15 protein-coding genes are annotated in these 14,758 nt (G+C 68.5%); 8 read left to right on the plus strand and 7 right to left on the minus strand.

Translation table 11 applies throughout. From position 1 onward, the window contains the following. Window positions 1-10: 10 nt before the first annotated feature. Window positions 11-463, minus strand: coding sequence for an NUDIX domain-containing protein (locus ACFX43_RS12805; protein WP_378821362.1), 453 nt, complete (start codon window positions 461-463; stop codon window positions 11-13). A 191-nt stretch (window positions 464-654) separates the two neighbouring features. Between ACFX43_RS12805 and ACFX43_RS12810 the strand changes: the two genes are divergently transcribed. Then, complete coding sequence (locus ACFX43_RS12810; RefSeq protein WP_378821364.1) at window positions 655-864, plus strand: hypothetical protein; 210 nt, start codon at window positions 655-657, stop codon at window positions 862-864. On the opposite strand, the gene ACFX43_RS12815 is transcribed toward ACFX43_RS12810, so the two are convergent. After that, complete coding sequence (locus tag ACFX43_RS12815; protein ID WP_378821367.1) at window positions 861-2,096, minus strand: PucR family transcriptional regulator; 1,236 nt, start codon at window positions 2,094-2,096, stop codon at window positions 861-863. The genes ACFX43_RS12810 and ACFX43_RS12815 overlap by 4 nt on opposite strands. A gap of 224 nt (window positions 2,097-2,320) precedes the next feature. On the opposite strand from ACFX43_RS12815, the gene ACFX43_RS12820 reads away from it, so the two are divergent. Together ACFX43_RS12820 and ACFX43_RS12825 are read left to right on the plus strand one after the other, a co-directional pair. Then, on the plus strand, window positions 2,321-4,642 hold the full coding sequence (locus ACFX43_RS12820) for a molybdopterin cofactor-binding domain-containing protein (protein ID WP_378821372.1): 2,322 nt from the start codon (window positions 2,321-2,323) through the stop codon (window positions 4,640-4,642). An 8-nt stretch (window positions 4,643-4,650) separates the two neighbouring features. Next, window positions 4,651-5,142 (plus strand): (2Fe-2S)-binding protein, encoded by a 492-nt coding sequence (locus tag ACFX43_RS12825; RefSeq protein WP_378821375.1) that lies wholly within the window; start codon window positions 4,651-4,653, stop codon window positions 5,140-5,142. 6 nt (window positions 5,143-5,148) lie between these two features. Here the strand turns inward: ACFX43_RS12825 and ACFX43_RS12830 are convergent, their stop codons facing one another. Further along, the gene (locus ACFX43_RS12830) at window positions 5,149-5,454 is read right to left on the minus strand and encodes an MTH1187 family thiamine-binding protein (protein ID WP_378821378.1); all 306 of its coding nucleotides are present in this window, start codon (window positions 5,452-5,454) and stop codon (window positions 5,149-5,151) included. A 95-nt stretch (window positions 5,455-5,549) separates the two neighbouring features. Between ACFX43_RS12830 and ACFX43_RS12835 the strand changes: the two genes are divergently transcribed. Together ACFX43_RS12835 and ACFX43_RS12840 are read left to right on the plus strand one after the other, a co-directional pair. Then, window positions 5,550-5,777, plus strand: coding sequence for a hypothetical protein (locus ACFX43_RS12835; RefSeq protein WP_378821381.1), 228 nt, complete (start codon window positions 5,550-5,552; stop codon window positions 5,775-5,777). Further along, complete coding sequence (locus ACFX43_RS12840; RefSeq protein WP_378821384.1) at window positions 5,774-6,460, plus strand: hypothetical protein; 687 nt, start codon at window positions 5,774-5,776, stop codon at window positions 6,458-6,460. The genes ACFX43_RS12835 and ACFX43_RS12840 overlap by 4 nt, the downstream gene beginning before the upstream one ends. A 277-nt stretch (window positions 6,461-6,737) precedes the next feature. Here the strand turns inward: ACFX43_RS12840 and acnA are convergent, their stop codons facing one another. After that, window positions 6,738-9,428, minus strand: coding sequence for an aconitate hydratase AcnA (acnA, locus tag ACFX43_RS12845; protein ID WP_378821391.1), 2,691 nt, complete (start codon window positions 9,426-9,428; stop codon window positions 6,738-6,740). A gap of 284 nt (window positions 9,429-9,712) precedes the next feature. On the opposite strand from acnA, the gene ACFX43_RS12850 reads away from it, so the two are divergent. Both ACFX43_RS12850 and ACFX43_RS12855 read left to right on the plus strand, forming a co-directional pair. Then, a complete protein-coding gene (locus ACFX43_RS12850) occupies window positions 9,713-10,084 on the plus strand; it encodes a hypothetical protein (protein ID WP_378821394.1) in 372 nt (123 codons plus the stop codon). Then, the gene (locus ACFX43_RS12855; RefSeq protein ID WP_378821397.1) at window positions 10,071-10,502 is read left to right on the plus strand and encodes a hypothetical protein; all 432 of its coding nucleotides are present in this window, start codon (window positions 10,071-10,073) and stop codon (window positions 10,500-10,502) included. Before ACFX43_RS12850 ends, ACFX43_RS12855 begins: the two co-directional genes overlap by 14 nt. On the opposite strand, the gene ACFX43_RS12860 is transcribed toward ACFX43_RS12855, so the two are convergent. Together ACFX43_RS12860 and ACFX43_RS12865 are read right to left on the minus strand one after the other, a co-directional pair. Further along, the gene (locus ACFX43_RS12860; RefSeq protein ID WP_378821400.1) at window positions 10,499-11,317 is read right to left on the minus strand and encodes an arylamine N-acetyltransferase; all 819 of its coding nucleotides are present in this window, start codon (window positions 11,315-11,317) and stop codon (window positions 10,499-10,501) included. The genes ACFX43_RS12855 and ACFX43_RS12860 overlap by 4 nt on opposite strands. A gap of 41 nt (window positions 11,318-11,358) precedes the next feature. Then, a complete protein-coding gene (locus tag ACFX43_RS12865) occupies window positions 11,359-12,252 on the minus strand; it encodes an AraC family transcriptional regulator N-terminal domain-containing protein (RefSeq protein WP_378821403.1) in 894 nt (297 codons plus the stop codon). A gap of 144 nt (window positions 12,253-12,396) precedes the next feature. Here ACFX43_RS12865 and ACFX43_RS12870 point away from each other — a divergent pair, with 144 nt between their 5' ends. After that, window positions 12,397-13,179 (plus strand): SDR family NAD(P)-dependent oxidoreductase, encoded by a 783-nt coding sequence (locus ACFX43_RS12870; protein ID WP_378821406.1) that lies wholly within the window; start codon window positions 12,397-12,399, stop codon window positions 13,177-13,179. Here ACFX43_RS12870 and ACFX43_RS12875 read toward each other — a convergent pair. Further along, window positions 13,167-14,750: an MFS transporter gene (locus ACFX43_RS12875; RefSeq protein ID WP_378821409.1), complete on the minus strand. Its 1,584-nt coding sequence runs from the start codon at window positions 14,748-14,750 to the stop codon at window positions 13,167-13,169. The genes ACFX43_RS12870 and ACFX43_RS12875 overlap by 13 nt on opposite strands. Window positions 14,751-14,758: the final 8 nt, after the last annotated feature.

The raw sequence follows: 14,758 nt of genomic DNA on the forward strand, positions 1-14,758 counted from the left end.
GGCCCGGATTCTACGTCTCGACCCTGAGGGACTCCGACCCGGATAGCGCCGCGTGCTGGGGCGATCCGAGGAAGGGCGTCAGCCCGATCCGGGCCGAGTCGCTGAGGTCCAGGTCAGGCGCCTTCGCAGGGTCGACGAAGACGATCTGCCGGCCCTCGTGGCAGACGATGTCGGCGTCGGTGAGGTCGACGCCAGCCGCGTACAGGTGGAGCTTGTCGTCGGTGCCGGTCTCGGAGTGGTGGACGTCGTGGACGGCGACCAGCTGCAGCTCGGCGGGGCTCAGCCCGACCTCGGTCTCCTCCTCGAGCTCGCGCACCGCGCCGGCCAGCGGGTCCTCGCCCGGCTCCAGGTGGCCGCCGCAGAAGGCCCACTTCTCCGGCGCGATCACGGGGCGCTCGTCGCGTTCCTGGAGCAGCACCCAGCCACGACGGTCGACAAGGATCACAGCGGCGAACTCGGTCATGGGGCGCGAGCCTAGTTGCTGCGCGGACGTACCGATGCCCTCGGCCTTCCCAGCTCGCTCGTCAATACGTCTGGTGTGGGGCTCGCCACCGAGCCCCACACCCACCTCCTCCCCTCCACCGCGGACCTGCCGACACTCCTGTGAAACATGCGTTCCTTGACTGGACACAAGCCAAGGCAAAGACTGGCTCCATGGCACTGACCAAGAAGCAGAAGGCGATCCTGACCACCGGCGCGCTCGTGGCCCAGGCGGCAGTCGCTCCGGTGATCCTGCGCGACCTGCAGACGCGCTCCGACGACGAGATCCGCGGGCCGCGGATGCTGTGGCGGCTGTGGGGCAGCACCAACCTGCTCGGCGCGGCGGTCTACTGGTTCTACGGCCGCAAGCCGGCCGCCGCCTAGGTCTTCGCCACGCCGCGAGGCTCGGTGAGGAGCCGGATCGCGAAGATCAGCTCCTCGACGTCGGCGAACCGGCGCAGGTCGCAGCCGGTGCGCTCGGCGATCCGCTCGAGCCGGTGGTAGGCGGTGTTGACGTGGACGTGCAGACGCTCGGCGGCGAGCTTCGCGTTGAGGTCGCAGGCGACGTACGCCAGCATGGTCTCGATCATCACGCAGTCACGCGCGAGGTCCTCCTCGACGAACTGGCGCAGCGCCGGGCGCACCAGGCGGCGAGCGGTCGGATCCTCGCGCAGCACCAGGTAGTCGATCGTCGAGATCATCGGCAGCGCCACCACGCCGGGATCCGCACCGAGGACGTCGCGAGCGATCCCCGCCTCTGCGTACGCGGCCGGCGCGGCGCCGAGGCCGGCGTGCACGGTGCTGGCGCCCACGGCCAGCTCGAATCCCTCCCGGGCGAGCTGGCGGTAGATGCGTCTCAGGTCGGGCACGATCGTCCTGACGTCGTCGGTGGCGACGGGCAGGATCCCGACGAGCTGCTCCTGACGGATCACGGTGACCCCCTCCCGCGCCGGACCCAGCTCGGTACGCACGTGGCGAAGCGCCTCCCTCAGGCTCCGACCCGGTCGTAGCGGCCGCACCGGCACCGCGACCACGACGATGATCCGGTCGTCCGGTTCCAGCCCGCACCGGCGGGCCACCTCGAGCATCGGGCCCGGCCGGACCCCGCGTCCGGCGAGCAGGTCCTCGACCAGGTCCCGGCGGATCCGGTCGCCCTCGGCGAGCTCGACCTGGTGGGCGGCGAGGTAGGCCTCGGCCGCGACCGTGCTACCGACCTCGATCACCTGCATCACGTGCGAGGCGACCGGGAGCGCCGCGCGGCTGGTCTCGGGGTCGGCGGCGGCGATCTCGACGATGCGCTCCCACAGCGCCACCTGGCCGATGCGGAAGGCCTGCAGGAAGTCGGCGAGCGCGACCCCCTGGCGAACCCGGCGGGTCGCCTGGTCCACGGTGAACTGGAAGTCCTCGCGTACGGCCGCGCGTCCCTCCTCCAGCGTGGTGAGCACCGCCAGGAAGACGGCCTCGGCGTGGTCGCCGACCTCCTTGCGCAGCTCGGGATCGGGGCTGACGGCGTAGGCCGGCACCTGGTCCCAGTTGTGCTTCAGGAACAGCTCCACGGTGTGCGGAAGGTCCTCCCTGATGCCCGCGACGATGCGTTTGATCGGCTCCGTGCTCATCGCGCTCCCTCGGTGTTTCGCTGGCGGTTGCGGCGTCAACCAGATCAACGCGCGAGTGTGGCGACAGTCACGCTCCAACCGGTTTGTGATCTGTCTCCATCCGGGTTGTCGCGCCCTCACACATTTCTCGACGCGCCCTTCCCAACCGAGATCTGGCTGGTGAATGGTGCTATGTGTCGGGGGTCACAAAACTCGGACCCTGCCCACGCCAGGAGTGATTACACATGGGGACGCACAACCCGGAAGGCCCTGCTCGGGTCTCCAGACGATCGTTCGTCGGATACGTCATCGGCGGCACCACGCTGATCGCAGCCGCAGACTTGGGCCTGGCTCCATCGGCCGCTCACGCCGCACCGATCCCGTCGGTGCCACAGGTCCCCGAGGTCTACGACCTCAACGACTTCCTCACCCACTGCGCGACGCCGACCTCGAACCTGATCGCGATCGAGATCGACGAGAAGGGGCACGCCCACTTCGCGCTTCCGCGGATGGAGGTCGGCCAGGGCATCACCACCGCCGTGGCCATGCTGATCGCCGAGGAGCTCGAGCTCCCGGTCGGCCACGTGCACGTCACCCTTGCGCCGGCCCGCCCCGAGCTGCTGTTCAACCAGCTGACCGGCGGCTCCAACACCATCATCTCGATGTACACCCCGGTCCGCGTCGCTGCTGCCATCGCCCGCAAGGCGCTGCTCGAGGCGGGTGCGATCCTGCTCGGGACCACCGTGGCGCAACTGGTCGCCAAGGGCGGCGTGATCAGTGCCCCGGGTGGCTCCTCGGTGACGTACGGCGAGGCGGCCGCCAAGGCGGCAGCCCCGACGACCGAGAAGGTCGAGGTCGAGCTCAAGGAGACCTCCGAGCACACCGTCGTCGGCAAGCCCCATCGCCGCGTCGACGCGCGCGCCGCCGTGACCGGCAAGAAGAAGTTCGCGATGGACCTCGACATCCCCGACGCGCTGCCCACGATGGTCTGCCGCGCGCCCGAGCTCAACGGCACGCCGGATTCGATCAACAACAAGGGCGAGGTCGAGAAGATGCCCGGCGTCACCCACGTCGCGATCATCCCCACCGGCGTCGCGGTCCGGGCCAAGACCTTCGGCCAGTGCATCGACGCCGTACGCGCGCTGGACGTGACCTGGAACTCCGGCACCGTGACCACGATGTCGGCCAAGCACATCAAGGCGGAGCTCAAGGCCGGACAGATCCCGCTGGCGGTGCCGAAGATCGGGGCGACCTCGGTCGACGGCGAGTTCACCTTCCACTTCCGCAGCGGCTCGGCCCTCGAGCCCAACTGCGCGGTCGCCGACGTACGCGACGGCAAGGCCACCGTCTGGGGAGGACTGAAGTCGCCGATCGACGCCCAGGGCAGGATCGCCAAGGCGCTCGGCCTCCCGCAGAACAGCGTGACGGTCAACGTGGTCCAGGGCGGCGGCTCCTTCGGCCGCAAGCTGTTCAGCGACGCCGCCGTCGAGGCCGCCCACGCCTCCAAGGCGTTCGGCGCGCCGGTCAAGCTGATGTGGCACCGCGCCGACGAGCCGCGCCAGGGGCGGGTGCACCCGATGGCGGTCTCGCAGATCCGGGCGACCGTGCTGGCCGGCAGCATCCTCACCTTCGAGCAGCGCCACGCCAGCGTGGCCTGTGACTTCACCCATGGGCTCGGCGAGCGCCTGACCGCCGAGGCGGCCGCGCTGCCGACCGGACTGTCGAACCTGACCTTCTCGGAGTCGATCTTCATGCTCGCCACCGAGCTGCCCTACAACTTCGGGGTCGTCACCCAGCTGCTCAACGAGCCCAAGCCCGCCGTCGACCGGTTCAACACCAGCTCGGTGCGCAACATCTACTCCCCCGACGTCGCCACGGCCAGCGAGCTGATGGTCGACCAGCTCGCCAAGAAGCTGAAGCAGGACCCGGTCGCCTTCCGGCGCAGGTACCTCAAGAGCGACATCGTCAAGCGGGTACTCGACCGTGCCGCCGAGCTCGGCGACTGGGGCCGCGCGATGCCCGCCGGCACGGCGCAGGGCATCGCCATCCACAAGGAGTACAAGGGCGCCACCGCCGTGCTCGTCGAGATCGACTGCCGCCCCGAGACCGTCAACCGCGAGGTGCGCGACGCGGTCACCGGACCGCGGGTCACCAAGGCCGTCGTGGTCGCCGACGTCGGCCTGGTGATCAACCCGGCCGGGGTCAAGGCGCAGATGATGGGTGGCTTCTCCGACGGGATGTGCCAGGCGCTGACCTACAGCAACCACCTGGTCGACGGTCACTTCCTTGAGGCCAGCTGGGACAACTCGGCCTACACCCGGCAGTGGAACGTGCCGTTCGAGTTCGAGTGCGAGGTGATGGAGTCGCACGGCAGCCAGCCGGGTGGTGTCGGCGAGGCCGGTGTGGCCGCCTCGATGGCCGCCGTCGCCTGTGCCTACACCCGGGCCACCGGCAAGATGCCGACGGAGTTCCCGATCAACTTCCACGAGCCGCTCCACTTCGAGCCCAAGTCATTCATCCCGTCCGTCCCCGAGTCGCCGACCGACGGCCTCGCCTACACGTTCTGAGGTCTCCGATGCCTTCTCACACCTTCCAGCTCAACGGCGAGACCGTCACCGTCGACGTCGAGGACGACGTACGCATCCTGTGGGTGCTGCGCGACGTCCTCGGCGTCACCGGCCCGAAGTACGGCTGCGGCATCAACGTCTGCAAGGCCTGTACGTCGCACATCAACGGCAAGGCGTTCAACCCGTGCTCGGTGCGCGTCGCCGACATCGGCTCCGACGACGAGATCACCACCATCGAAGGCCTGGCCGACACCGCTCCGGGCGACGGCCTGCACCCGATGCAGGAGGCCTGGCTCGAGCACGACGTCGCCCAGTGCGGCTACTGCCAGCCCGGCCAGATCATGACCGCGGTCGCCCTCGTCAACAAGGTCCGTAAGGAGGGCCGCGCCATCACCGAGGCCGACCTCGACACGATCCGCAACGTCTGCCGCTGCGGGACGTACTCCCGGATCCGGGAGGCCATCAAGACCGGACAGGACGCGATGGCCCGGGGTCTCTAGCCTCGGTCAGTCTCCGGAGAGCTCTTGCTCGATCCGCTCGACCTTCGCGGTGAGCTGGCCGGTGTAGCCGGGCCGGATATCGGCCTTGAGCACCAGCCCGACCCGCGGGGAGACGGCGGCAACCGCGTCGACGCACTGCTTGATGACACCCATGACCTCGTCCCACTCACCTTCCAGATTGGTGAACATGGCGTTGGTCTCGTTGGGCAGTCCGGACTCGCGGACGATGCGGATCGCCTCCGCGACGGAGGCGGCCACCGAGCCATCGGGGTCGTCGGTGGTCGTCGGGGCGATCGAGAAGGCGGCAAGCATGTCGAAACACTATCCAAACCCGGCACGCCCCACCTCGGCCTGCATATAGTGGCGCCGCCGGGGGCCGAAGGCGCACCGCCGGCGGGAAGGAACCGATGAGTGAGGGACTCGACCGGCTCGCCGCCACGCTGGGCGTGCCGGCCACGCGGCTGGCGCCGCTGGAGGCGTACGACGACCAGCAGCTGGGCCGGTTCAACGATCTGGTCCAAGGCGCGATGGCCGCGGAGGACAAGGCGTTCGACGCCTCCCTCGACGAGGCGCTGAAGCTGGTGCCGAAGATGCTGCGCGGGGTCGTCCAGAAGATGCTCGGAGGTAGCCGATGACCGCCCTGACCAGCGCGCTGGAGATCACCAAGCTCGCTCACGAGATGCACGTGGACGAGGCCGAGCTCGCCGAGTTCGCCACCACCTCCCCCGACGACCTCCGCGACCTGCGCGGGATCGTCTCGCACGCGATGTTCAGCCGTCACGAGTCTCGGGTGAAGGGGCTGGCCGCGGTCAGCAAGAAGCTTCCCGCGGCCGTCACCGCGAAGATCACCGAGATCGCGATGGGCCCCATGCTCAGCGCCCGGGTCGCGGCGGTGATGGACCCGGCCGATGCTGCCAAGCTGGCCGGCCACCTGAAGCCCGATTTCCTCGCCGAGCTCTCCGTCCACCTCGACCCGAGCCGGGTCGAGGGCATCATCGCCAAGCTCGACAGCGCGCTCGTCGTCGAGGTCGGCCGCCGGCTGCTCGCCGAGGGACACCTGCTCACGCTGGCCAGGTTCACCGGCGTCGTACGCCCCGAGACCTCACTCGAGGTCGTCGACGGCGCCTCGGGCGCCGAGATCCTCCAGCTCGCACTCTTCATCGACGAGCCCTCCGTGGTCGACCCGATCCTCGCCGGTCTCCCCGACGAGACCGTCGCGGAGATCGCCGCCGCGACGGCCGAGCACGGCGAGGCCGCCGATGCCCTCCTCGCGGCACTCCACGAGGACAGCCGCGCCAGGATCGCCTCACTGACCTGAGGCCGAGGCGTCAGGTACGTCGGCCGAAGCGTCACCCGCGCTGATCGAAGCGTCACCCGCGCTGGCCGAGGCGTCACTGCGGTGGATTGAGACGTCACCGCATGCCACCTCGACCGTCCAAACTGACGTCTCGTCCGACCTACCTGACACCTCGCCCGGCCTGCCTGACGCCTCGCCCGACGTACGTGACGCCTCGCCCGACGTACGTGACGCCTCGGCAGGATGGGAAACGGCCCGCCACCCCAGTCGGGGTGACGGGCCGTTCGTCGGCTCAGACTCAGGCGTTGACCAGACTGCGCAGGACGTACTGCAGGATGCCGCCGTTGCGGTAGTAGTTGGCCTCACCGGGGGTGTCGATGCGGACGACCGCGTCGAACTCGACGCCCGTGTCGGTGGTGACCTTGACCGTCTTCGGGGTGACACCCTCGTTGAGCGCGGTGATGCCGGAGATCGAGAAGGTCTCCTCACCGGTCAGGCCGAGGCTCTCGGCGTTCTCGCCCTTGGGGAACTGCAGCGGGATGACGCCCATGCCGATGAGGTTGGAGCGGTGGATGCGCTCGAACGACTCGGTGATGACCGCCTTGACACCCAGGAGCGAGGTGCCCTTGGCGGCCCAGTCGCGCGAGGAGCCGGAACCGTACTCCTTGCCGCCGAGGACGACCAGCGGGGTGCCGGCCGCAGCGTAGTTCTGCGCCGCGTCGTAGATGAAGCTGACCGGCGCGTCGGGCTGGGTGAAGTCGCGGGTGTAGCCACCCTCGGTGCCCGGGGCGACCTGGTTCTTGATCCGGATGTTGGCGAAGGTGCCGCGGATCATGATCTCGTGGTTGCCTCGGCGCGAGCCGTAGGAGTTGAAGTCCCGCTGCTCGACGCCGTGCTCGATGAGGTACTTGCCGGCGGGCGAGTCCTTCTTGATGTTGCCCGCGGGGCTGATGTGGTCGGTGGTGACCGAGTCGCCCAGCTTCAGCAGCACCCGAGCACCCTCGATGTCGGTGACCGGGGCCGGGGCCTTGGCCATGCCGTCGAAGTAGGGCGCCTTGCGGACGTAGGTCGAGTCCTCGTCCCAGGTGAAGGTGTCACCGGTCGGGGTCGGCAGGTTCTGCCAGCGCTCGTCGCCCGCGAAGACGTCGGCGTAGTCCTTGGTGAACATGTCGGAGGAGATCGCGGTGGCGATGGTCTCCTCGACCTCGGCCGGGGTCGGCCAGATGTCCTTGAGGAAGACGTCGTTGCCGTCCTGGTCCTGACCCAGCGGGTCCTCGAACAGGTTCAGGTTCATGTTGCCGGCCAGGGCGTAGGCGATGACCAGCGGCGGCGACGCGAGGTAGTTCATCTTCACGTCGGGGTTGATCCGACCCTCGAAGTTGCGGTTGCCGGAGAGGACCGAGACGACGGCGAGGTCGTGCTCGTTCACCGCGGCGGAGACCTCGGGGATGATCGGGCCCGAGTTGCCGATGCAGGTCACGCAGCCGTAGCCGACCAGGTTGAAGCCGACCTTCTCCAGGTAGGGCGTGAGGCCCGACTTGTCGTAGTAGTCGGTGACGACCTTCGAGCCCGGCGCGAGGGTGGTCTTGACCCACGGCTTGCGGGTCAGGCCCTTCTCGACGGCCTTCTTGGCCAGCAGCGCGGCGCCGATCATGACGGACGGGTTGGACGTGTTGGTGCAGGAGGTGATCGAGGCGATCGTGACCGCACCGTTCTCCAGCTCGAACTGCTGACCGTCGGCCAGGGTGACCGGGATCTTCGCGTCGGTCGCCTTGGAGGTGTACGTCGGCAGGTGACCCTCGAAGGAGGTCTTGGCGTCGGTGAGCGAGACGCGGTCCTGCGGGCGCTTCGGGCCGGCGATCGAGGGGACGACCGTGGAGAGGTCGAGCTCGAGCTTCTCCGAGAAGCGCGGCTCGGCGGCCGGGTCGTGCCAGAGGCCCTGCTCCTTGGCGTACTTCTCCACCAGCGCCAGCTGCTCCTCGGAGCGGCCGGTGAGCTTGAGGTAGTTGATGGTCTCCTCGTCGACCGGGAAGATCGCGATGGTGGAGCCGAACTCGGGGCTCATGTTGCCGATGGTGGCGCGGTTGGCCAGCGGCAGCGCCGTGACGCCGTCGCCGTAGAACTCGACGAACTTGCCGACCACACCGTGCTTGCGCAGCATCTCGGTGATGGTGAGCACCAGGTCGGTCGCGGTCGAGCCCTCGGGCAGGTCGCCGTTGAGCTTGAAGCCGACCACGCGCGGGATCAGCATGGAGACCGGCTGGCCGAGCAGCGCGGCCTCGGCCTCGATGCCGCCGACGCCGAAGCCGAGGACGCCCAGGCCGTTGACCATGGTGGTGTGGGAGTCGGTGCCGACGCAGGTGTCGGGGTAGGCCTGCAGCTCACCGTCGACCTCGCGGGTGAAGACGGTGCGGGCCAGGTGCTCGATGTTGACCTGGTGGACGATGCCGGTGCCCGGCGGGACGACCTTGAAGTCCTCGAAGGCGGTCTGGCCCCAGCGCAGGAACTGGTAGCGCTCGCGGTTGCGCTCGTACTCGATCTCGACGTTGCGCTCGAAGGCCTCCGGGGTGCCGAAGACCTCGGCGATCACGGAGTGGTCGATGACCATCTCGGCGGGCGAGAGCGGGTTGATCTTGGTCGGGTCGCCACCGAGCTCGGCCGCGGCCTCGCGCAGGGTGGCCAGGTCGACGATGCAGGGCACGCCGGTGAAGTCCTGCATGATCACGCGCGCCGGCGTGTACTGGATCTCCTTGTCGGGCTCGGCGGTCTCGTCCCAGCCCGCCAGGGCCTTGATGTCGTCGGCGGTGATGTTCGCGCCGTCCTCGGTGCGCAGGAGGTTCTCCAGCAGCACCTTCAGCGAGAAGGGCAGCGACGCGACGTCGAGGCCCTCACCCTTGACCGCATCCAGGCGGAAGATCTCGTAGGACTTACCGTCCACGTCCAGGGTGCTCTTGGCACCGAAGCTGTCCTTGCTGGCCAACGCGTTCATCTCCTTGCTCGCGTCCACAGTGACGTACGAATTCAAGTCTTTGAGGCCCATCCTGCCCCGGCTACCTACGCCGGGAAAACAAAGGCTCACCTAACCTTTTACGACATACTTGCCGTCGATCTCTTGATATCAAGATACATGATGTCGAACGACATTTCGAATCACCCCTGGCGCGCCGTGTTGTGACCACCGCCGCTGACAGCGATCCTCGGATGCTCCATGATTGGTCCGACCAGATCTCGGCGGGCCGCTACTCGTCGGGCACTAGTGATGCGAGGAGAGCCTTGAGCACCCTGATCGCCGTCGTGGCGCTGGTGATCGCCGTGGCCGCCGCCGCTGTCGCCTGGCGCCTGCGGCGCGCCAACAAGGCGCTGCGTGCCGAGACCATCGGTCTGCTGTGGCGACTGGAGCAGGCCGACATCTCGGCCCCGCGCACCGCCTACGCCGAGCTCCCGCCCGAGGACCGGCTGCTGAGCATCCGCATCCTCAACCCGCTCGAGCTGGCCTCCGCGCAGACCAAGGCGGCCACGATGCTGCACAAGGTGCGACCGGCGCTGCTCTCGAAGATGGTCTACGACCAGGCCGCCGACTCGCTGCGCGAGCGGCTGGCCGACGAGGGCGTGGTGGCGGAGGTCAAGGTCCATGCTGGTCGCTAGCCTCGCGCTGATCGGTGTGCTCGGCGCCGGTGTCGTCGTCGCGCTCGCCTTCCTGGAGCAGCGTCGTCTGGAGCAGGCCCTGGAGGACGTACGCCTCGCGGACCTGAAAGCGCGCACCTCCCTCGCCGAGGCCGAGCGTGCTGCCGACTGGCTCAGCCCCATCACCGACCCGATCACCGCGTCGTTCGCGGAGGCGACCCGGTCGGTGGCCGGGGCACTGGCTCGCGTGGTGCCCTACTCCGGGCGCCGTACGCCGCGCGTGCTCAACGCGATGCCGGCCACCACGACCGGGGAGCTGCTCGGCACGCTCGGGCCGCACCTGGACGAGGCCGTCCTGGACCGCCGGCAGCTGATCACCGACCTCTCCGAGGACCCGACGATGGCGATGCGGATCATCACTGACGACGCCAGTCGCTAGTCCAGGGTCTTAAGCCGCTCACCGAGGCGGGTCCGCTCGTCGTCGGTGAGCGGCACCGCGAGCTCCTCGATGTGGGCCATGACCTCGTCGATCCCGATCTCGCGGTGCTCGGTCTCCGCGCCCTCGCGGCGGATGGTGACGGTGTTGTGGGTGAGGCTGAGGTGTCGGTCCTCGAGTAGTTTGGTCACGATCATCCGGTGACGGAAGTGCACCGTCGGGTGGGTGCTGGTGTAGTGGTGGCCGAGCGCGACGTCGCTGGGCACGACCAACGCCTCGTCGTGGGTGTGCATGAGCTCCCAGTCGTCGTCCTTGGCCCGCTCCAGCGCCCAGCCGTGCTCGCTCCACCGCACCCGGTGCCTGATCCCGCGAACCTCGTCGACAGCGCCGTCGACCAGCGGGATCGGGCGCCAGACGCTCAGCCCGAACCCGGGATCAATCAGCAGCCGCTCCCCGTCGAGATCGGCGACGACCACCAGATGCGTACGCCCCGCCGCGGTCGGGTCTGCGCCCACCCGTGCCAGCCGCCGCTCGACGGCGAAGCCCAGCCGGTCCAGCACCGCCGCGAACAGCGTGCCGTGCTCGAAGCAGTAGCCACCTCTCCCCCGGCCCACGAACTTCTGCTGTACGTCGGGCAGGTCGACACCGGGATGCTGGTCGAGCAGCACGTCGATGTTGTCGAAGGTGAAGGTGCGCAGGTGGGCGTCGTAGATCTCCTCCAGCGCCTCCCGCGACGGACCGGGCGGCTCGCTCACCCCGATCCGGCCCAGATACGCCGTCAGGTCGAGCCGGTCGGTCCCCCACAGGTCATCGCTCACAAGATGAATCTGTACCGGCATCTCGCCATACCCGCAACGGACTAAGTGTCCGTGAGCGCCGCACCCGCGTCACCGACATGCGCGCTCGGCGGCACCCCGTACTGGCGCCGGTACTCCCGGCTGAACTGCGAGGCGCTCTGGTACCCGACCGCGTGCGCGACCCCGGTGACGTCGCCAGCCCGCCCCGCGAGGATCACTCGCGCCTCGTGCAGGCGCAGCTGCTTCTGGAACCGGATGGGGCTCATGCCCGTCACCGTGCGGAAGGTGCGGTGGAAGGCCGACTCGCTCATCCCCGCCATCCGCGCGAGCTCCGCGACCGAGACCGGGTCGGCGGGGTTGTCCCGGATCCAGCGAACCGCCCTGCCGACGTCGTGGAGGCGGCTGTCTGCCAGACCGAGCTGCCGCACCGTGGCGCCCTGCTCCCCCGTCATCAGCCGCCACAGGATCTCCCGCTCGATCAGCGGGGCCAGCACCTGGATGTCCCGGGGGCGGTCCAACAGTCGCAGCATGCGGACCGCGGCGTCGATCAGATCCTCGTCGGCCGAGCTCACGGCGAGCGCGGGCGCGGTGTCGCTCGAGCGGCGCCAGATCGGGTCAGCCGCAGAATCGAGCAACAACTGTGCGATCACCGATGACCGTAACCGCAGGCCGAAGCCGAGCGCGGGGTGCTGCACGCTCGCCTCCGTGTAATGACCTCTCACCGGGAGGTCCAGGGAGGTCACCAGGAACTCACCGGGGCCGTACTCATGGACCCGGTCGCCGACAGAGAGAGTCTTGCGCCCCTGCGCGATCAGGGCGAACACCGTGCCGGAGAGAGACACCGCCGCCGGATCACCAGGACCGGTCGCCATCGACACCAGCACGCCATCCGCGGCGGTGCTCGTCCCCCGCCGGGCGTGCCGGACGATCAGGCTCCGCAACTGCTCCATCGACATGTGAACAGTGAACCAGGTGGCATGCCGGTTCGCGCCTCGCCAAGCAGGATCAGGCAAGAGGACGGGAGGATCTGTCTACCTCTGAAGCGCTCGGGACGGTTGGCTGGACGACAACTCATCCAACCGATCAGAGAGACCGATCACATGTCTGCATCCTCAACGCCCACCGTCCCCGTAGCCGTGGTCACCGGAGCCAGCTCCGGGATCGGACGCGGCGCCGCAGTCCAGCTCGCCCTTCGTGGCACCGGAGTCGTCATCACGTACAACCGCAACCCCGACGGTGCACGCCAGGTCATCGACGAGATCACCGAGCTCGGCGGTAGCGCCGTCGCACTTCCGCTGGACATCGTCCGTCCTGAGTCCTTCGCCGCGTTCCGTGACCAGGTCAGCGAGGCGCTGTCCGAGCACTGGCAGACCGATCGCCTCACCGCGCTCGTCAACAATGCCGGTGTCGGCGGGGTCCCGTTGATGTTCTCCGACACCACCGAGGAGCAGTTCGACGCCTTCATGGAGGTCAACCTGCGTGGTCCCTACTTCCTCACCCAGGCGCTTCTGCCACTGCTCGCGGACGGTGGGGCGGTCGTCAACGTCACCAGCAACGCGACCGGGGCCGGGCTCACACCGGGCTACTCGGCGTACGCGATCTCGAAGGGTGGCATGGCGACGCTGACCCGCTATCTGGCCAAGGAGCTCAGCCCGCGCGGGATCCGGGTCAACGCCGTCTCCCCCGGCGTCACCCGCACCCGGCTCGGCGATGACGCGTTCGCCAAGCATCCCGAGATGATCCCCGCGATCGCCGAACAGACGGCGCTCGGCCGGATCGGCGAGCCCGAGGACGTCGGGCTGATGATCGCAGCGCTGGCCTCGGAGGAGGGACGGTGGGTGACCGCCCAGGAGATCGAGGTCTCCGGCGGCTACAACTTCTGACCGGGGGCCGGCTTTTGCTCCTGCACCTCATGCGGCAGGTCCTTGGTGAAGGCCAGAGAGAGCAGGGCAAGGAATGCCGCAGCGAGCAGCCCGGTCTTGAGCGCTTGCAGCTGTGCGGACTCGTAGCCCTCGACGAGCGCCTCGGTGGTCGTCTCGTCCAGCCCAGCCTCCTGGGCAGCTGCTCCGACCTGGTCGGCGGACACGAAGTCGATTCCGGACCCGACAGCCACACCGACCTGCTCGGAGACCGAGCTGCTGATCCGCTCATCGGAAGAGATGTTGGATACGAAAGCGCTGGTGAGGCCCGACAAGACGATCGCCCCCAGCAGGGCCACGCCCAGTGACGAGCCGAGCTGCTGGCCGGTGAACTGCAGCCCGCCGGCCTCTCCACGACCCGAGGCGTCGACCGAGGACTGCACGACGTTGCCGAGCTGCGATGCGATCAGCCCCATCCCCACGCCGAGCACCGCCATCGACAAGGCGAAGCTCGAGTTGTCCAGCTCCGGCTCGATCGTGGCCAAGAGCAGCACGGCTGCGACCATGCTGGTCGCCAGACCGGCCCGCACGATCGACCGGATGGGGAAGCGGCGCGACAGCCGTGACCCGGCTGCCGAGGCGAGGAACATGGTGATGGAGACGGGCAACATCCTGAGGCCCGTATCCAGGGCATCGAGCCCGATCACCAGCTGCAGATACAACGGAATCGTGAAGAAGACGCCCATCAGGATCAGGTTCTGGCTGAACAGGCCGAGCAGACCGGAGCGCAGCGGGGCGATCTTCAGCAGCACCAGGTGCACCAGCGGGTCGCGTCCACTGCTCTCCCGGCGAGCCTGCCACGCTTTGAAGCCCCACAACAGGACCGCCCCCGAGCCGATCACGAAAACCGTCAGCGAGAAGCCGAACGGTGTCAACGGAGAGTCCTCTGTCGGCTTGACCCACCCCCAGGTGCTCGACTGCAGCACCCCGAGCACGACCAGGCCGAGGCCCGTGGCTGACAGCACGGTGCCCACGATGTCGAGTCTCGGTGCCGGTCCGGTCCTCACCGCGTCGGCCACCTTCGGGGTCATCACCAGGATGAGGGCCACCAACAGCACCTCACCGGCGAAGATGATCCGCCACGAGTACTCGGTGGTCGCCCAACCACCCAGGATCGGCCCCACGGCGATCCCGGCACCGGCGACACCGCCGATCACGGCGTAGGCCGCCTTCCGCGAGGCACCCTCGAAATTGCCGGCAATCAGCGCCACCATCGCCGGAAGCACCAGGGCCGCACCGAGCCCTTCCAGCACCGACCAACCCAGCGTCAGGATGGCCACCGACGGCGCCAACGCCGTCATCGCCGAACCGCACGCGTAGATGATCAGACCGATGACGAACGCCTTGCGCCGACCGATGATGTCGCCGATCTTGCCGCCGGTCAGCATGAACATCGCCATCACCAGGCAGTAGAGCGTGATCACCGCCTGGATCGTGGTCACCGTCGTGTCGAAGTCCGCCACCAGCGCGCTGATCGAGACGTTCATCGCCGACTGGTCCAGCACCATGACGAACTGGGCGATGGCCAACGCCACCAGCGGCA

The organism is Nocardioides sp. YIM B13467, assembly GCF_042788075.1.
GTDB lineage: Bacteria > Actinomycetota > Actinomycetes > Propionibacteriales > Nocardioidaceae > Nocardioides.